Origin of the sequence: Microcystis sp. M015S2, from assembly GCF_020245945.1 — a bacterium.
GTDB lineage: Bacteria > Cyanobacteriota > Cyanobacteriia > Cyanobacteriales > Microcystaceae > Microcystis.
Genome location: NZ_JADBTX010000059.1, coordinates 1 through 17,853, shown reverse-complemented (window position 1 = coordinate 17,853; position 17,853 = coordinate 1). Strand labels below are relative to the sequence as shown.

The following is a 17,853-nucleotide window of genomic DNA, read 5'->3' as shown; positions in this document are numbered from 1 at the left end:
TAGCACAAGGCTTTCAAGACTCGGTTAACAATTTGTAATATTCCTTGTTGACACCCTTACTGACAAAGAAAAAACTGAAATCAAGTCAGGATAAGGGTTGGAGTGCTTACTGCAAAAATTGTTAAGAAAGATCCCTATAATGGATAGCCTTGATAAGGGGGGTGCCGATCCCCCCTTAGTCCCCCCTTTAATCCCCCCTTGATAAGGGGGGCATCTGACAACTTTTAACGCCTACCTACTTAACTGATCACTGATCACTGATCAGCCATTCCGATGCCCTTTCACCCAGATCTAGGGGCAGACTAACCGCTTTACCGAGACGGGGACGCTCACGGGTTTCGCGGATAAAAGCTTGAAATTGACTAACACCACCCCATTCGTGAAGATAACTAGCGATCGCATTGAGATGTTCCAAATATTCAGACTCGGAGAGGGGAAAAGAAGCTTGTTCGAGATATTTCCACATTACCTGGACATGAACCTTATCTTTGATGCGTCGTAGCTGGATATCGTAGGAACGACCCCATTTTTCTAGTAATAATTGCTGTAAGTCCACACCTGTCATGGTTGATATCGCTTCTCAGATGTCAGTCAGTCAATTAATTCTAACTTACTTTTAGCTGCTGCCCCTAGGTTAGTCCACCGCGCTTCGATTCGGACAAATTCCCATAAAAAAGTTTTTTTCGGTACGGCGAGTATGTAAAATGGAATGTTGATCTTTCTTGGCCTAAACAGCATTTCATGATTTCGAGTAACGACTTTCGGAGTGGCACAACGATCCAGATCGATGGCTCTGTCTGGCGGGTGGTGGAATTCCTGCACGTCAAACCGGGTAAGGGATCGGCCTTCGTGCGAACCAAGTTAAAAAATGTCCAGACCGGCAACGTGGTAGAACGGACGTTCCGGGCGGGGGAAACCTTGCCCTCAGCCACGATCGAAAAGCGCACCATGCAGCACACCTACAAAGAAGGTGATCAGTTTGTCTTCATGGACATGGAGACTTTTGAGGAAGCAACTCTCACCCCCGCACAAATGGGCGATCAAGCCAAGTATCTGAAAGAGGGAATGGAAGTCAATATTCTCTTTTGGAATGAGCAAGTGTTAGATGTGGAATTGCCCACCTCGGTAATCTTGGAAATCACCGATACTGATCCAGGAGTCAAGGGAGATACGGCCACCGGTGGCACGAAACCGGCGATCGTAGAAACGGGAGCGCAGGTAATGGTTCCCCTGTTTATTTCCATCGGTGAAAGGATTAAAGTGGATACCCGGGATGGTTCCTATCTGGGACGGGAATAATTGTGATGAGAAGCCCAGAAATGAGGCATTAGGGACGGGTTTAGGACTAAAGCCAGTTTTCTCTAGCCTGTTTCCCAAAACTTAGCCGCTAGATGGGAAAAATCGGCGGTTTGGTGGGTGCGAATTTGGATTTGTTGCTTTTTATTTGCGGGGGGATTTCAGAGCGGTGACTATTGATTACAACGAAATTCGAGAACTGATCAAAACATTGGCAGCAACGGATATCAGTGAATTTAGCCTGAAAAGTGGAGATTTAGAGCTAAATATCCGCAAAGGAACCGTTAATACTGCCCTTAGTCCTCTCTCCGCTCCCTTACCGGTGGTGACGGCCCCGGTCGCCCCTCCAGTGGTAGCCGCCAGTCCCACCCCGGCCCCGGAAACCCCCACCCCCGAACCTGTGGCCGCCGCTGTTGATAAAAAATGGCTGGCGATTACCTCTCCCATGGTCGGCACTTTTTATCGCGCTCCCGCTCCCGATGAACCCTCTTTCGTGGAAAAAAACGATCGAGTCCGGGTCGGACAAACGGTCTGTATCATCGAAGCGATGAAGTTGATGAACGAAATCGAAGCGGAAGTGGCCGGGCAAATCGTCGAAATCGCCGTCGCTAACGGTGAACCGGTAGAATTTGGCCAGACGTTAATGTGGGTTAATCCCGAATAGATAGAATGAAAGCTATCCTCATGACCGCCGTGGATGTGCTGCAACTTCAGCAAGTCCCCACCCCGAAAATTAGTCAACCGCATCAGGTTTTAGTAGCATTAAAAGCGGCTGGTGTCAACCCTATTGATACAAAAATTCGTAAACGCGGCACTTTTTACCCCGAGCAAATGCCGGCCATTTTGGGCTGTGACGGGGCGGGAATTGTCGAGGCCGTTGGGGCGGCAGTGCAGGATTTTCGCCCCGGGGATGAAGTGTACTTTTGTAGCGGCGGACTGGGCAAGGCCGGCACGGGAAATTATGCTGAATATGCCCTAATCGAGGCGGATTATCTGGCCCACAAGCCGAAATCTCTTTCTTTTGCCGAGGCGGCCGCTGTACCTTTGGTTTTAATCACCGCTTGGGAAGCACTCTACGATCGCGCCCGTCTTCAGTCGGGACAAAGCGTACTTATCCATGGCGGGGCCGGGGGTGTTGGTCATGTCGCGATTCAATTGGCGAAATTGAAGGGGGCTAAAGTTTATACAACGGTGGGAAATAGCGATAAAGAGCGTTTAGTGCGGCAATTAGGGGCAGATTACCCGATTTTATACAAACAAACCGATTTTGTCGCGGCGATACTTGAACAAACCGCAGGGAAAGGAGTAGATATCGCTTTTGATACGGTGGGAGGGGAAACTTTTGGCCAAACTTGCCGAGCGGTGCGAGTATACGGCGATATGGTGACGATTTTGGAACCTACGGGCAGCTGGAAGGAAGCACGCGATCGCAATTTGCGGATTAGTTTAGAATTAATGTTAACCCCGGCTTTGATGGGACTGCCAGAAGCGCAAAAATATCAAACAGAAATTCTCAGACAAGGAGCGCGTTTAATTGACGAGAAAAAGTTAACCATTCATCTCTCCCAAACCTTCCCTTTAGCGGCAGCTATCAGCGCCCATCAATTGCTAGAAACTGCTTCGGTGACGGGGAAAATAGCCCTAATTATTGACTAGAAATCTGCTTGTTACTACTGGTGAGCAGCAGAAGTTACTAAAAGAGGACAAAGGCAATTCACCGCTACAGTTTTGAAAATCGGTCAACCTGATTACGTTAAAATCAAAAGCAGGATACTGTGTATGACGGAAAAACTCGATGAACTCAGTGATTAAAGCGGTACAAACTGCCTATTATGGGGATGCAGCCTATCGGACACCACCACCAGACTTAGAATCTCTCCTGCTCAAAGAGAGAATTGTCTATCTGGGGTTGCCTTTATTTTCCTCCGATGATGTCAAGCGCAATGTCGGGGTGGACGTGACGGAATTAATTATCGCTCAACTGCTCTACCTGCAATTTGACGATCCCGAAAAACCGATTTTCTTCTATATCAACTCTACCGGCACATCCTGGTACACTGGTGACGCGATCGGCTACGAAACGGAAGCTTTCGCCATCTGTGACACCCTCAACTACATTAAACCTCCCGTTCATACTATCTGTATCGGACAGGCCATGGGAACTGCAGCGATGATTCTTTCCGCAGGAACCAAGGGTTTTCGCGCCTCCTTACCCCACGCTACCATTGTTCTCAACCAAAATCGCACCGGGGCCCAGGGACAAGCCACCGATATCCAGATTCGCGCCAAAGAGGTAATCGCCAATAAACAGACGATGTTGGAAATTTTCTCGAAAAATACGGGTCAAACCACCGAAAAACTGGCGAAAGATATGGATCGCACCTTCTATCTCACCCCACAACAGGCGAAAGACTACGGATTAATCGATCGCGTTCTCGAAAGTCGCAAGGAGCTGCCGAAACCCCTCGCCCAAGTTAGTTAAGATTTATTACAAATTAGCAGGAGTTGTTACCAATTATGCCTATCGGTGTGCCAAAAGTTCCCTACCGTCTGCCGGGTAGCCAATACGAACAGTGGATTAGCATTTACAGCCGTCTTTCGGTGGAACGCATTCTTTTTTTGGGGCAGGAAGTCACCGACGGGTTAGCCAATGCCCTTGTGGCCCAAATGCTTTATCTCGACTCGGAAGACCCCACCAAACCCATCTATCTCTATATCAACTCGCCGGGGGGTTCCGTTACTGCCGGGATGGCCATCTACGACACCATGCAGTACATCAAAGCGGAAGTGGTGACTATCTGTGTGGGATTAGCGGCCTCTATGGGGGCATTTTTGCTGGCTTCCGGTAGTCCGGGTAAGCGTCTCGCTCTTCCCCACGCGCGGATTATGATTCACCAACCCATGGGCGGAACCGGGCGCCGGCAAGCGACGGATATCGACATTGAAGCTAAGGAAATCCTGCGTATTCGCCAGCAATTAAACGAAATTATGGCTAATCGCACCGGACAAACCATCGAACGCATCGAAAAAGACACGGACCGCGATTATTTCCTCTCCGCCGAGGAAGCTGTCGCCTACGGTTTAATCGATAAGGTGGTCGAGGGAAGACCGGCTTAAGTCAGTCAGAGGTTAGAACAGGCGAGAAACCTGTTCTAACTGCCATTGGACAAACTTCCTTAGATGGTAGGTTGGTTGATCGGATAATCCCATAAGAGGGTATCTGTTGGGTATGGAATTTTTAGCAACTTTAGAAACAGGCTTGATCTCTGCGGTGGCAATCATCAAGTTTTGCCTAGAAAGTATTTCGATCGCTTGTGTGGTAATCGGACTAATTAAAACTCTACAATTAGCTTGGCAGTCTCATCGTCACCGTCGCAGTCTTCCCCCTTTTTCCTTCAATCAAATTCGCATTCGTTTCGGTACTTGGCTATCTTTAGCCCTAGAGTTTCAGTTAGGTGGAGACATCGTGGCTACTACCGTCACACCTACTATAGAAGCTTTGGCACAACTCGCCCTCATCGCTATTATCCGAACTTTCCTCAACTATTTTCTCAGCAAAGAATTGGAAACGGAATTGTCCATGGAAAAAGAGCGATCGCAACTAGCAGCCCAGGACAATCTCAGGGATTTTTAATGCCAAAAAAAGGTGAGTTGACAATCACCTGACCTAACCCCTGATAAGTTGAAAAACTTTTTCAGCAAGCTCTAGATAGTCAACAGCTTATTACTTGTGATCGCCCATTGGGTCAATTCCGTGCGATTATGAAGACCGGTTTTATGGAGCATATTCGACACATGGCTTTCGATTGTCCGTTGACTAACATTGAGTTTTGCGGCGATTTCCCGATTAGCCAGGCCCTGTGCGACCAATTGTACTACTTTCAACTCCGTTGGGGTTAATTCCACATTACCCTGGACTTGAACAGGGGTGACATCCGGGGAATGGATGCGGGTGCTGCGTTTCAGCAACCGGCCTGCTTGTTTGAGGGAAGACTCCACCCGGGCCACTAATTCTTCCGGTTCAAAGGGGTTGACCATATAGACATCGGCCTCGGCGGTTACACCTGTTACCTTGTCCTGACTGTCCCCCTCAGGGGAGAGAAAGATCACGGGAATGCCACTAAAACGACTGTCCCGACGAATTTTTTCGAGGAAGGCATAACCGTCCATTTCCGGCATGATCAGATCACAGATAATCATATCGGGGATTTCTCCTGCTTTGGCAGCATTTGCCCCGCGTTCGAGGATTTCTAGGGCCTCGGGACCGTTTTCTGCGGTTGTCACCCTATAACCACGAAACTCTAGATAATCCTTCACCAAAAGTATTAAATTCGGGTCATCGTCGATTAATAAAAGTTGTTTATTGTCTTTGTTGGTCTCTTTCATCGGTATTTTCTGGGCTGCAGGGTTGGGGGAATGGAGACGGACAAAGGATCGACAGGCAAGAGGCAAAAGGTAGTTAGATATGTGTAATTGATTGTGTTTCAGCTAGTTTTAACGCTGTTTTCCTCTATTGTTTCGGGTTCTTCTTCTGGACAGTTCAGGGAAATTGCCGGTAAATCGTGGCGAAGGAAAGCATATTCAGTGACGATTTGATTACCGATTAGGTGTTCTTGGATAATTCTTTCGATCGCTTCCTTGTTTACCCTTCCATACCAGACTCCTTCCGGGTACACTAATAAAATCGGTCCTTGGCTACAAACCCGCAAACAGTTGGCTTTAGTGCGAAAAATACAGCCCGGACGGTTCGCGCTGGGGCGATCGAGTTGTAATTCACTTAACCTCTTCTTTAAATAATCCCACACTTCTAACCCTTCTTCCTTGTCACAGCATTTTGGCTTAGTCTGATCGCAGCAGAGAAATAGATGACGCTGGATCTGGGCCAGTCCCAACTTAGCCACATTTTCCCCTAAGATATCTCTGGTGTCCGCTTCTTCCATAAATTTTTTTTATCAATTAAACTCTTGACATTGAACAGAAAATGTGCATGGCCGACTAAAATTTCGGTTTGAGGATGTAACGATAGATGAGATAAACGATAGCGGCAAGGATTAAAGCGCTTAAAACTGCGCTAACTAGCCGTAAAATCGCCGTTAAAATCGAAAGAGCCACAAAAACCCCCGCCACTGCCACGACTACCTGTGCCGGTGTGGACAGGCTGCCGTACCAAGTTTTCACTTTTTCGAGGGTGGCAGCGAAACTAACCGGGGTATCAAGGGGGGGAAAATCGTCGGTTTCGATTTCCACTTCCACTTCCTCTGGGGTATATTTAGTATCGAACGGTTCGGGAGACTGCATAAACACTCAAGCTACTTAACACTTCATCCCTATTTTATCGATGATTGGGGTTAACAGGGGTTGAGACAGAATTAATGTAACAATGAGTTTATCAATAGCTAAACGACTGGAATCTATGAGCCTATCGACTCCCACCGTTACCGCCATCAATTATCCCGATGCTACCATCACTAGGGCCGAACGCGCCCTCTGTTGTTCCCCTTTCCGTGTCACCCTATTCGCCGCTATGCTTGAGCAAAGTGTATCACTTTTAAGCATTCCGGGTGCTGGGGGTTTAGAGAAAGGTTATACTTCCAGACTGCTGACGGAAGCAGCAGCGGAAAGCTATCTTCTCTGGTTGATTAAGGTGGGAATTTTGCGGCGAGAAGTAGATGGACAGGGGATAACCGATAGTTTTCGTCTCACTCCTTTGGGGAGGAAATTAATAGAAAAATGGCAACCCCAAGGGGACTTTTTCCCTAAACCCACTTTCTGGCAAAGATTTTTCAATACTCTGCAACGTTGGTTTTCCTTTTAATGCTGTTGGGTGTCAGTTATAAGTTATCAGTTATCAGTTATCAGTTATTAGCTTCTGAAGGCAAGAGGCAACAGGCAAGAGGCAAGAGAAAGAATCTGGCAATTCTCCTACCCAAAAAAGGTTATAAACTAAGTACATCAAAGCTTTTAGCTTAACAAATTAGGTTGTAGATTCGGTCATTGTTATCAGTTATCAACTGTTTACTGTTAAATTATTACTGTTCACTGAAAATGCTCAATTAAAAAAACTAGATGAAAGCAATTATGGTAGTGGGGACAACCTCCCACGCGGGTAAGTCTTTTTTAACTGCGGCTTTATGTCGTTTATTCAACCGGAAAGGCTGGCAAGTAACACCCTTTAAAGGTCAGAATATGGCCCTTAATGCCTATGTTACCGCCGGAGGGGGAGAAATGGGTCACGCTCAGGCGGTGCAAGCATGGGCCGCGGGGACAATTCCCCGGGTAGAAATGAACCCAATTTTATTAAAACCCCAGGGAAATATGACCTCTCAGGTGATTATTAAAGGCAAGGCTGTTGGTGTCACCACGGCAGCGGATTATTATCAGAATTATTTTGACCAAGGTTGGCAAGCAATTAAAGAATCTTTAGCTAAATTATCAACAGAATTTGATCTAGTTGTCTGTGAAGGTGCGGGAAGTCCGGCGGAAATAAATCTCAAACATCGGGATTTAACTAATATGCGGGTGGCTAAATATCTCGATGCCGCTACTATTTTAGTGGTGGATATTGATCGCGGGGGGGCTTTTGCTCACGTCGTCGGTACGTTAGAATTATTAGAACCGGAGGAAAGAGCTTTAATTAAAGGTATTGTGATCAATAAATTTCGCGGACAAAAATCTCTCTTAGATTCGGGGATTACTTGGCTAGAAGATTACACAAAAATTCCCGTTTTGGGAGTTCTTCCCTATAGTGATATCTTTTTGAGTGCCGAGGATTCTCTTAGTTTACTTGATCGCCCCGCCCAAAAACCCAAAGCTGAACTAAATATCAGTGTCATTCGTCTGCCTCATATCGCTAATTTTACGGATTTTGACCCTCTCTGTGGCGAAGCAACAGTTAATGTCCGTTATCTAGAATTACAGGAATCTTTAGGTGATCCTGATGGGGTAATTATCCCCGGCTCTAAAACCACTGTTGCTGATTTAATTGCTCTTAATCAAAGTGGTATGGCTAATCAATTACAAGCCTATCACCAAAGGGGAGGTGTTATCTTTGGCATCTGTGGTGGTTTGCAAATGTTAGGGCGATTAATTCTGGATCCTGACCATCGAGAAGGTCCCGACAGTGAGGCAGCTGGCTTAAATTTACTGCCCTTAAAAACGGTAATTACTGCCGAAAAAATTACCCGTCAACGCCAAGTTTTATCCAATTATCCCCAAGCGGGTTTACCTGTAATAGGATACGAAATTCACCAGGGAATAAGCGCATGGGAAAGTGAATCAGGTTATCAAAAAATGTTCGAGGAAGATGCTAGTCTGGGAATTGTCAATGATTCTCTCTCAATTTGGGGCTGTTATTTACATGGTATCTTTGATAATGGTTCTTGGCGAAGAACTTGGCTAAATCATCTACGTCAGCGTCGCGGTTTATTATCTTTGCCTACGGGAATTGCTAACTATAGTAAACAAAGAGAAATAACCCTAGATGCTATGGCCAATTTAGTGGAAGAACATTTAAATCTTCAACCTATTTTTGCTCATTTATAAGGAGAAATTATGACTATTGCAGTGCGTTTTTTACCCGATGATATTATCATAGAAGCGGAAACTGGAGAACTATTATTAGATGTGGCCAAAAAAGCAGGAATTGACATTCCTACCGGCTGTTTAATGGGTTCCTGTCACGCTTGTGAAGTAGAATTAGATGATGGTACTCAAATTTGTAGCTGTATTACTGGTATCCCCGGCGATCAAGAGTCTTTAACCGTTCATTTATACTCCGATCCGCTCTGGTAGGTTGATCCCTTAGATCTAGTCAAACTTGGGAACAATCCAAGCCGCTATAATAGCCAGTAAAACAACAATTTCTAAAATTTTATATAAGTTAAGGGATTGTAGCCACTTAAAAATCTTAGCTAGACGCAAACTTAACCCCCATTGACGTAATTGAGATAACCATAATTTCGGGCTATCTTGTTCACGAAAACGCCATTTAAGGATAGATAATAACAGGGGAACCCCTCCCACTTTAGCAGTCGTGAGTAGGTGCAGGATCAGAACTACTGCCATAATTAACCAACTGAGCAAATGGGCATAATACCAAAAGTGATTTAATTCCCCTTCCGGTAGCCATTCGGAATCCATCATCCGGCCACTATACAAGGCAAAAGTTAGGGCAAAAAGAGTCAAAGTATTGACTAAACGATGGAGACTGTACCACCAAATCGGCCGACCAAATTGGGTTAATTTGTTAAGAGAATCACTTTGAATTAATCTTTTGTTGCCCCGACGAAAAGCATAGATAGCAAAAACGGGAAAGATAATCAGAGTATAGAGGCCAAAAGTGCCATGAATACTTTCAATTTCTTGATATTCTGGTAAGGGCAGTTTTAACCAACGACCGTCAAAAGTATCATAGGTCCAATAGGCCGTAACCATGGCGGCAATGAGGACAATTCCCGTTAATCCGTGCAGAATTCGCAGTAAAAGAGGTTGATAGGGTTGATTAGTTTTCATGAACTCGATCGATACAATAGGGGATGTAAACTTGCCCAGATACTATGTTAACTAATCCTTGGCTCGTCGCTGTTCTTCTCAATACCGTCCTCCTCGGAATCGCCTGGATTGCCCCAAAAAAGCTCTTAACTCCGATGGGTTATCTCCATGCTTGGGTTTTAGGGGTAATTGTCTGGGGAAGCTTGGGATGGCGCGGTTATCTGATTGTTTTATTCTATTTCCTCGTCGGTTCTACTGTCACCCGCATCGGTTTAGCGCGCAAGCAAGCGGAGGGAATTGCCGAAAAAAGAGCGGGGGTACGCGGTCCAGAAAATGTCTGGGGTTCCGCTTTAGCAGGGGCAATTTGCGCTATCCTCAGTCTTTTTGTCGCTTCTCCCTGGGATTACCTGTTAATACTCGCTTATGTGGCTAGTTTTAGCACCAAATTAGCCGATACTACTGCCAGTGAGGTGGGTAAAGCTTACGGTAAAACCACTTATCTAATCACTAATTTTAAATCCGTCCCCCGGGGAACAGAAGGTGCTGTTAGTTTAGAGGGAACGCTCGCCGGTTTGCTGGCAGCCACGGCGATTTCCCTGTTAGCATGGGGTATCGGTGCGATCGATCTTCTTGGTGTGTTATGGTGCGTAATTGCGGCCTTTATCGCCACCAATATCGAAAGTCTCATCGGAGCTACTCTACAAACTCGCTTTCTGTGGTTAACTAATGAATTGGTCAATGTGATCAATACGGTTATCGGTGCGATCGTGGCTATCCTGTTAAGCTTGTTCTGGTCTTTCAGCTAAAATTAAGTGACTAAAGAAATATCTATGCTAAAGTGGCGTTTTTGTGCATTGTCCCTGCTGTTACTGCTAATTACTGCCTGTGGGACGGAAAATCAACCCAATTCTAGTTCTACCACTGCCAATAGTCCCGATACGGGCCGCTTGCAAACGGTGAAAAATCGCGGTAAGTTAATTTGTGGCATTAACGGAGAAGTGCCGGGGTTTAGCTTTGTTAATGAAAAAGGCGAATATTCGGGCTTAGATGTGGAAATTTGCCGAGCTATTGCGGCGGCTCTCTTTAATGATCCCTCCAAAGTCGAATATCGTAAACTTAGCCCCCAAGAGAGATTTACTGCTGTACAGACGGGAGAAGTGGATATCCTCAGTCGCAACACCACTTGGACGATTAACCGGGATACTGCCCTGGGGATGGAGTTTATCACCCCGGTTTTCTATGATGGTCAAGGAATTATGGCCACGAAAGCCAGTAATATTAAGAAATTAGAAGATTTGAGCGGAAAGTCCATTTGTGTGCTATCGGGAACCACCACGGAACAAAATCTGGCCGATGCCATGGCAAAAGCGGCAGTGCAAGGTTATAAACCGATCGTTTCCGATGATGTGGAGGCCTTATATACAGCTTATCAGGCGGGGCGCTGTCAGGCTGTCACCTCCGATCGCTCCCAATTGGTGGCCCGGCGCTCGGTTTTTCCCCGACCGCAGGATCATCAATTATTAGAAGTGGTAATATCTAAGGAACCCTTGGCCCCGGCCGTGGCCGATGGTGATCCCGCTTGGTCGAATGCCGTCCGCTCGATCGTTTTTAGTTTAATTCAAGGGGAAGAATTCGGGATTAACTCCCAAAATATTGCCACTTTTGCCGATAGCAAAGACCCCAGTATTCGGCGCTTTTTGGGTATCGATGAGAAGTTAGGTGAAGATATGGGTTTAGCCAATGATTTTGCCCAAAGAGTCTTAAAACAGGTGGGTAATTACGGGGAAATTTATGATCGTGAAATCGGTAACCCCCTGCAACTCGATCGAGGTTTAAATAATCTTTGGACAAAGGGGGGTTTATTGTATTCTCCTCCTTTTCGTTAATTTTAAAATTGTGTTTCCTGACGGGGAATATAGACCCCTATGGCTGCTGGAATAACTCGAAAAATGGCGGGAGTAGTGCTAGTAATTTCGCCATCGGTGTTGATACTATGGGGTTTACGAGTCTGAATTTGAATTTCTTTCCCCTTAAGAGTTCTCACCCAAGATAATAAACCCTGTTGTCCTCGCGGTAATGTCCATAAAAGCTGGAAAATTTGCCACCAGTGTTCAATTTCTAGGCTATATAAATCTAATCTTTGATCGTCGATTTGGGCATCGTGAGCGATCGGCATTCCTCCCCCATAATAACGACCATTTCCGATCGCTATTTGTAGGGTTTTAACTTTGATATTTTGGCCATCAACACGGATCATAGCAGTAAAAGGACGGGTTTTACTTAATACCTGTAAGGCTGTCCAAGCGTAGGCAAAAATTCCCAAACGTCGCTTTAAACCCTTGTTCAGTTTTTGGGTAATTTTCACACTTAATCCTAAACTAGCTACGTTGAAAAAGTATTTATTATTTACCCAACCTAGATCGATATATTTTAAATTACCTTCCGCAATAATTCGACAAGCTTCGGCAATAGAATTCGGTATCCCTAAAGTCCTGGCCAAATCATTAGCGGTTCCCAAAGGTATAATACCTAGGGGCAGTTGAGTTTCTACCAACATATCCGCCATAGCATTAAGAGTCCCATCGCCACCACCGACGATAACTAAATCAATATTAGAGCGATATTTTTCCATCAAAAAAGGTATATCTTCTACCTTTTTCAAAGGGACGCTGATAATTTCAAAATCCCAATGATTGAGCAGCTCGACAGTTTGAGCAAAGTTTTCTTTACCCTTGCGCGAGTGACGATTGATTAGTAGTAAAGCTCTTTTAGTCATAGGTAAGTTTCTCAGTAGCATCAATATCTGAAGATAGACCAAAACCAGCTTTTTGAGAGATTGTATATAGACTTTGCCGCAACCCGAGCCACCAAAGCCTTGTAGGGACTGAAAACAGTTGGTTTTCCCACAAGCTGGTGATGGGATTTGAACCCGCGACCGGCTGATTACAAATCAGCTGCTCTACCACTGAGCTACACCAGCATTTTTTACCAACCCATTATAACATAAATAGACCAAGTGGTCACTGAGCCTTGTCGAAGTCTGGATATTTTTTCTTGTCGAGCATACTCATCACCCTGCTTTCCTTCCCCAGTCAGCTGCCCGGAGACTAGGGACCGATACACAGACGTTCAATGAGTCAAAAGGGATGACCAATAATTAGTTATCAGTGACCATTGACCGTTTAATAAGAGCCAGATTAATCCCCCTATTCCGAAAAGAATAGTCAAGACATAAAATTGTGATTGACCGGAAACATTATACTTTAAGGCACTGCCGCTAAAAATCGTCGCTAAACTGACCAAATTAACCAGACCATCAATAATATAACGATCAAGCCAAGCGGTAATTTTGGACAAGCTGCCCACCGCTAAAACCACGGTAAACTGATAGATGCGATCAAGATAAAAGTCATAAGCGAACAAATCTTGCAGGAATCGCAGGATTAACCCGGTTGGTCTCGCCCAAGCTCGTCTTAACTCTACCATTGACCCGATAACTAGGCCAATTACTCCAGAGGCCATCAGTAAGGGAAAACCCCAGACAATAGCGAAACTCCGGTTATTAACGAGAGGATTGGTGAAAGATAGCCAAAAATCCCAACGTAGGGGAATAATCGGGGCCAATAAAACGATTAAAATCAATGCTACCATGGGCAAAGCCATCGGCCAAGCCACTTCCGGGGTGCGATGGGTTTTACTTTGGGTTTGTCCCAAAAAGACTAAACGAAAGACCCGAGTAAGATTGATGATGTTAAGACAATTAACAAAGATTAAAACCGCTAATAACCACCAAGGAATCGCCCATTCGCCACCTAACCACCGTTTTAACGTCCAAAACATCCCCATGGGCATTAAAACCGTCATCCCCGCAGAACCCCCTAGAAAAGCCATGGTCGTGGCGGGCATTCTTGCCCAAATTCCCCCCATTTCCGTGATATTTTGGTTACTGGTGGTGAGAATTAAGGCTCCTGCGCTCATAAACAATAAGGCTTTTGCCACCGCATGGGAGAATAAAATTAGTAAAGCGATATCCACATGACCTAATCCCACCGCCACAAAGACCAAACCGAGATAGGCACTGGTGGAGTGGGACAAAGCGCGTTTAATATCAATTTGGGATAAGGCCATCAGAGAAGTCCCAATTGCCGTCATTGTCCCCAAAACTATTAAAACATTGGCAGCGATCGGAGATAGGGTAAACACCGGCTGCAGCTTAATTAAAACATAGGCCCCGGCCGAAACCACGATCGAATTCCGCAGGATTCCGGCTGGATTTGGTCCCTCCATCGCCTCATCTAGCCACAAATTCAGGGGAAATTGGGCGCATTTACCCGTTGGACCAGCAATAAGGGCTAATCCTAACAAAGTCGCCGTCAGAGGCGGTACAGGGTTATTTACCGCCCAATTTTCTAACTGAGAAAAACTCAATCCCTCTCCGTAACTAGACAGAGCCACCAAACCCATCAATAAAATAATATCGCCGACGCGCTTAGTTAAAAAGGCATCTCGGGCCGCAGTTACGACCAAAGGTTGAGCATACCAAAAACCGACGAGGAGATAGGTAGAGACCGTTAACATCTCTAGGAAAGCGTAACTGAATAGTAGGGAGTCACTGAGGGCAATTCCCCCTAAAGCTGCCTCAAAAAAGCCCATTAAGCCATAAAATCTCGCCAAAGACCAATCCTTTTCCATGTAGCCAAGGGCATAGATTTGGGCCAAGAGACTGATGAGGGTAATCACTTCCAGCGTCCCCAAACTGATGGGAGAAAGTTCGATCGAAAGGGATAAACTAAGATCGGCCACTTTTACCCATTCAAAAGCCAGTTTAATCGTCTCTCGATGCCAAATTTGATTAAAAGCGATCGATCCGTGTATTAATCCTAAGACGGTCATCAATAGGTTAATATAAGCCGCCGGCCGCGGACCGGTGCGACTAATAATGCCTAAAGACCAAGGCAAGGTTAAAATCGAACCAATTAAGCCATAAATGGGAATTAACCAGCAAGTGTAAAGGAATAAATCTTTCATTCGGGGGGTTATTCAGTTATCAGTTATCAGTTATCAGTGATCAGGTTTAAGTTTTAAGTTATCAGGTTTAGGTTTTCAATTTTCAACAAATTTAGGCTCTTTCACTGGTTACTGGTTACTGATTACTGATCAACGGCCATAAAAAACCAACACTCGCTCGAAAAGGGAGCGAGTTTAGTCAATTTAGTTATTTTACATTTAATCCCGCGATCAGGCTAAATGCGCTGTAATAAAGATTTACCGTGGGAATCGGTGCTACAGGTGGCGAATAATTGATATTGACGACTCAGAGCGAGAGCTTGTTCGGTTTCCGGTTGACTGGGTAGCCAGGGTTTGGGATTGCCGTAGGCATAAAAAGCCTCAATACCATCAATACCCAATTCTACCGCCGCCGCCACTAAATCGGCCGCGGGACGATGGTAACGAAAGGGATGGGCGAGAACCACTAAAGCTCCCGCTTGCTGTAAACTGTTAATGACTCTAGAGGCTAAAGCCTGATCTCCTTCTGGTTTGGTTCTTTGCAGATAGGGAGTCAAAACGGTATGAGCGGGATCGAAACCATAGCCAAGAATATGCACTTCTGTGTCTAAGAGATTCGCCGTAATTTCTACCCCTGTCCAGAGATGGGGTAGAGAACCCTTTAAATGCTGATTTTCTAGCCAAATTTGGGCTTGTCGATAACCTTCGAGCGAGTGATGATCGGTAATTGCTAATCCTTTTAGTCCGATGTCTAACGCTTGTCTCATCAAGTCTTGGGGACTCATTTGACCATCGGAACAATGGGTGTGAAGATGGAAATTGTAATGGTGGGGACAACTATCATAGCCAATATTTGCCCACACCGCTTTCAGGGCGAGGGTATCTTGAGCTAGGGGTGGAATTGTAGCAGAAACGACCATGCAGTATTAAGGAAATTTCCCAAAGATTACAAATTGTTGACAATCAGCATAACAAATTATTATGGTGAGCAGCAGAAGTTGTTCAAAGAGGGCGAGTGCAATTCGCCCCTACGATAATATGGTTCTTCGGTTTGTGTTATGCAATGGACGGGGGTTATAAGGGATGGAACCCTTATATAGAAAGGCATTTAGCGATTTTTGTCAATTGTTTTTGTCTAGAGCGAACTAATCAATTAAGTCTCTTACCAGATAAGAATTTAGTCGATTTATGCCCCCCTATCGAACCATACCAAGTAACGAAGAACCGATAATATTAGGGGAGTAGGGAAGTGGGGAAGTTAGGAGATTTGTCCGCAACTTTTCAATCTGTCGACTTGACATTTCGTCGGACTGATGTTATAAGTGAACTATGCTACCAAGCACTCGCAATCTTGTCTTCATGAAAACTAACAAACAACCTACTAAAATGATCAAAGAATTCTCTAAACGAGTAACCACTGTTGCTCTTGCTACCGCAGGTAGCGTTGCCGCCTTCGGCTTTGCCACTACCTCCCCCGCCCAGGCGTCTACTATTCAGCTTTGTCCTTCCAGTAATTTTACCTTAGCTGACTTCGCGTTTTTAGGGACGACCGGATGCTACGTGGGTGACAAGAGATTTCAATATCTGGATGCAACCCCGTCTACTGGGGATATAACAAGCGGTATTGTTTTGATAAGTTCACCCCCTACGTCTGCGAATTCGCACAGTTTCAACTACTCACCAAGACCCACTTCTCTAACTGAGACCGGAGGAAAGTACACCATAGAGTACCTGGTCGAGGTCTATAACGATCCCGCCACTTCCGTGGATGACACGTTAAACCAATTTTTCCACCAGTTTAGTGTTGGCTATGATGCGACTGCCATGGGTGACGCAGGTATCACTGTGACCAAGACGGTTTGGTTAGATGGTATCGGGGGGACGCTAGTCGGAACTTCGACGGCTCAAAGCGCCAACATTGGTGGCAGTGGTTCTCCTGGTACTATAGTTACGGTTCCGGGACACGTCCAGAAACTTTTCGTCAGAGATGTTTTCGGTACCAATTCTCCCATGGGTGCCATTAACAGTGTCACCAACGACTTTACACAGAAAACCAAACCAACACCCGAACCTTCTGCTATCCTGGCTGTCTTAGCCGTTGCTGGTATTGGTGCTTTCGCTCGTCGCAAGAGCTAGTCACTGTTATTAAATCAAAGGCAAGCGTTAAGGTTAACCTTAACGCCTTTTTTTGTGTCTAGAGAAGGGGATGGGGAAGTGGGAAGTGGGGGAGTGGGGGGTTCGAGCAACGCTAAGAGAGAAAAAGCAGCGGGGATCACATATCTGTATTAAGTGCTACAATAATCCAAGATTCCATTAAAGGTTAGATTATCAAACGCCGACTCAGGACTATCAAGGTCGGAAAACCTCGTTCGATAGTCTGAGCAGAGGCAAGACAATCGGTTAGAACTAATTGACTATCTGAGACTGTCCAATCGTTGGGATCGACTTCGGGTATCAGTGAGGATATCGATCCGCAATTCTCAGGAGTAACACCAAATCTCCCTGATCCAGTGCAGTTGACAAGCCTTTTTGTTCGTAGTGACGACTTCAGTCGTTCCTGATGATAACTCGGGTTGGCAAACTGGATTTAGGATAAACCTGTCTTAGTGCGGTTTTGTCGTTACTTGTCTAACAATTGTTGCTATTTCACTAACTACCTTATTTTTTATAGTTAAAAATTATGGCAAGCAAATCTTATTCGATGGTGCAAAATTCCCCAAGCGGAACAACCGGAACGGGACTGGATCAAACGGTTGAAAGAATTGGCAGAGATCCGGGACTTGCTGGTGCTAATCTCGGCACAAATATTACGGGTGGAATGACGGCAGCTAACGGATTAAATCAGTTAATCTTAGAAGCCAAACAAGCGACTGGAGTTGCTATTAACGGCATTTTTACTGTCAGTGACGTAATTTTTATAATTGAGAATAAATTCTCCTTGACTTGATTAATCTTTAGGCAACTTTTAAGAAGCTGCTATACCTATCCCTAACTCACAGTTATAAATAGCCGCCAACAAGTTAACTCTTAAACTATATCTTCGACGACGATTCCGATATT

At 45.3% G+C, this 17,853-nt stretch carries 21 protein-coding genes, 1 tRNA gene and 1 pseudogene; 13 read left to right on the top strand and 10 right to left on the bottom strand.

What is annotated here, in order from left to right:
* Positions 1-247 precede the first annotated feature (247 nt).
* Positions 248-565, bottom strand: coding sequence for a DUF3067 family protein (locus IM473_RS12040; RefSeq protein WP_287659911.1), 318 nt, complete (start codon positions 563-565; stop codon positions 248-250).
* Between the two features lie 176 nt (positions 566-741).
* Between IM473_RS12040 and efp the strand changes: the two genes are divergently transcribed.
* The 6 genes from efp to IM473_RS12010 all read left to right on the top strand — a co-directional run bounded on the left by efp (position 742) and on the right by IM473_RS12010 (position 4,930).
* Positions 742-1,299 carry an elongation factor P gene (efp, locus tag IM473_RS12035; RefSeq protein WP_046660582.1) on the top strand — a complete coding sequence of 186 codons (558 nt, stop codon included), beginning with the start codon at positions 742-744 and terminating at the stop codon, positions 1,297-1,299.
* A gap of 166 nt (positions 1,300-1,465) precedes the next feature.
* Entirely contained in the window at positions 1,466-1,960 is a 495-nt protein-coding gene (accB, locus tag IM473_RS12030) for an acetyl-CoA carboxylase biotin carboxyl carrier protein (protein WP_287659912.1), read from the top strand.
* A gap of 5 nt (positions 1,961-1,965) precedes the next feature.
* Positions 1,966-2,952 (top strand): zinc-dependent alcohol dehydrogenase family protein, encoded by a 987-nt coding sequence (locus IM473_RS12025; RefSeq protein WP_287659913.1) that lies wholly within the window; start codon positions 1,966-1,968, stop codon positions 2,950-2,952.
* A gap of 139 nt (positions 2,953-3,091) precedes the next feature.
* Positions 3,092-3,778, top strand: a complete 687-nt coding sequence (locus tag IM473_RS12020) for an ATP-dependent Clp protease proteolytic subunit (protein ID WP_002746650.1) — start codon at positions 3,092-3,094, stop codon at positions 3,776-3,778.
* Positions 3,779-3,813: 35 nt separating this feature from the next.
* Positions 3,814-4,413 carry an ATP-dependent Clp protease proteolytic subunit gene (locus IM473_RS12015; protein ID WP_002734165.1) on the top strand — a complete coding sequence of 200 codons (600 nt, stop codon included), beginning with the start codon at positions 3,814-3,816 and terminating at the stop codon, positions 4,411-4,413.
* A gap of 112 nt (positions 4,414-4,525) precedes the next feature.
* Positions 4,526-4,930: a DUF1622 domain-containing protein gene (locus tag IM473_RS12010; RefSeq protein WP_046660580.1), complete on the top strand. Its 405-nt coding sequence runs from the start codon at positions 4,526-4,528 to the stop codon at positions 4,928-4,930.
* A gap of 71 nt (positions 4,931-5,001) precedes the next feature.
* Here IM473_RS12010 and IM473_RS12005 read toward each other — a convergent pair whose 3' ends face one another.
* From IM473_RS12005 to IM473_RS11995, 3 genes are all read right to left on the bottom strand, one after another.
* Positions 5,002-5,682, bottom strand: coding sequence for a response regulator transcription factor (locus IM473_RS12005; protein WP_287659914.1), 681 nt, complete (start codon positions 5,680-5,682; stop codon positions 5,002-5,004).
* 98 nt (positions 5,683-5,780) lie between these two features.
* Positions 5,781-6,236: a (2Fe-2S) ferredoxin domain-containing protein gene (locus IM473_RS12000; protein ID WP_036402182.1), complete on the bottom strand. Its 456-nt coding sequence runs from the start codon at positions 6,234-6,236 to the stop codon at positions 5,781-5,783.
* Between the two features lie 55 nt (positions 6,237-6,291).
* Positions 6,292-6,594: a hypothetical protein gene (locus tag IM473_RS11995; RefSeq protein WP_079205566.1), complete on the bottom strand. Its 303-nt coding sequence runs from the start codon at positions 6,592-6,594 to the stop codon at positions 6,292-6,294.
* A gap of 115 nt (positions 6,595-6,709) precedes the next feature.
* Here IM473_RS11995 and IM473_RS11990 point away from each other — a divergent pair, with 115 nt between their 5' ends.
* The 3 genes from IM473_RS11990 to IM473_RS11980 all read left to right on the top strand — a co-directional run bounded on the left by IM473_RS11990 (position 6,710) and on the right by IM473_RS11980 (position 9,087).
* A complete protein-coding gene (locus IM473_RS11990) occupies positions 6,710-7,111 on the top strand; it encodes an Npun_F0494 family protein (RefSeq protein ID WP_043995879.1) in 402 nt (133 codons plus the stop codon).
* A gap of 251 nt (positions 7,112-7,362) precedes the next feature.
* The gene (gene cobQ / locus IM473_RS11985) at positions 7,363-8,838 is read left to right on the top strand and encodes a cobyric acid synthase CobQ (RefSeq protein WP_287659915.1); all 1,476 of its coding nucleotides are present in this window, start codon (positions 7,363-7,365) and stop codon (positions 8,836-8,838) included.
* 9 nt (positions 8,839-8,847) lie between these two features.
* Entirely contained in the window at positions 8,848-9,087 is a 240-nt protein-coding gene (locus IM473_RS11980; RefSeq protein ID WP_287659916.1) for a 2Fe-2S iron-sulfur cluster-binding protein, read from the top strand.
* Positions 9,088-9,102: 15 nt separating this feature from the next.
* Here the strand turns inward: IM473_RS11980 and IM473_RS11975 are convergent, their stop codons facing one another.
* A complete protein-coding gene (locus IM473_RS11975; protein ID WP_287659917.1) occupies positions 9,103-9,807 on the bottom strand; it encodes a cytochrome b/b6 domain-containing protein in 705 nt (234 codons plus the stop codon).
* A gap of 44 nt (positions 9,808-9,851) precedes the next feature.
* On the opposite strand from IM473_RS11975, the gene IM473_RS11970 reads away from it, so the two are divergent.
* Positions 9,852-10,592 carry a TIGR00297 family protein gene (locus IM473_RS11970; protein ID WP_287659918.1) on the top strand — a complete coding sequence of 247 codons (741 nt, stop codon included), beginning with the start codon at positions 9,852-9,854 and terminating at the stop codon, positions 10,590-10,592.
* Positions 10,593-10,616: 24 nt separating this feature from the next.
* Positions 10,617-11,672: an amino acid ABC transporter substrate-binding protein gene (locus tag IM473_RS11965; RefSeq protein WP_287659919.1), complete on the top strand. Its 1,056-nt coding sequence runs from the start codon at positions 10,617-10,619 to the stop codon at positions 11,670-11,672.
* Positions 11,673-11,674: 2 nt separating this feature from the next.
* On the opposite strand, the gene IM473_RS11960 is transcribed toward IM473_RS11965, so the two are convergent.
* The 4 genes from IM473_RS11960 to IM473_RS11945 all read right to left on the bottom strand — a co-directional run bounded on the left by IM473_RS11960 (position 11,675) and on the right by IM473_RS11945 (position 15,713).
* Positions 11,675-12,562 (bottom strand): lipid kinase, encoded by an 888-nt coding sequence (locus IM473_RS11960; protein WP_287659920.1) that lies wholly within the window; start codon positions 12,560-12,562, stop codon positions 11,675-11,677.
* 132 nt (positions 12,563-12,694) lie between these two features.
* Positions 12,695-12,766 (bottom strand) — tRNA-Thr (locus IM473_RS11955).
* A 149-nt stretch (positions 12,767-12,915) separates the two neighbouring features.
* Complete coding sequence (locus IM473_RS11950; protein ID WP_287659921.1) at positions 12,916-14,814, bottom strand: NAD(P)H-quinone oxidoreductase subunit F; 1,899 nt, start codon at positions 14,812-14,814, stop codon at positions 12,916-12,918.
* 215 nt (positions 14,815-15,029) lie between these two features.
* On the bottom strand, positions 15,030-15,713 hold the full coding sequence (locus IM473_RS11945; protein ID WP_287659922.1) for a PHP domain-containing protein: 684 nt from the start codon (positions 15,711-15,713) through the stop codon (positions 15,030-15,032).
* Between the two features lie 844 nt (positions 15,714-16,557).
* Between IM473_RS11945 and IM473_RS11940 the strand changes: the two genes are divergently transcribed.
* Both IM473_RS11940 and IM473_RS11935 read left to right on the top strand, forming a co-directional pair.
* Positions 16,558-16,929 (top strand): PEP-CTERM sorting domain-containing protein, encoded by a 372-nt coding sequence (locus IM473_RS11940; protein WP_287659923.1) that lies wholly within the window; start codon positions 16,558-16,560, stop codon positions 16,927-16,929.
* 544 nt (positions 16,930-17,473) lie between these two features.
* Positions 17,474-17,740 (top strand): hypothetical protein, encoded by a 267-nt coding sequence (locus IM473_RS11935; protein WP_287659924.1) that lies wholly within the window; start codon positions 17,474-17,476, stop codon positions 17,738-17,740.
* 18 nt (positions 17,741-17,758) lie between these two features.
* Here the strand turns inward: IM473_RS11935 and IM473_RS11930 are convergent.
* A pseudogene (locus tag IM473_RS11930) lies at positions 17,759-17,853 on the bottom strand (IS5/IS1182 family transposase); the annotation flags it as partial.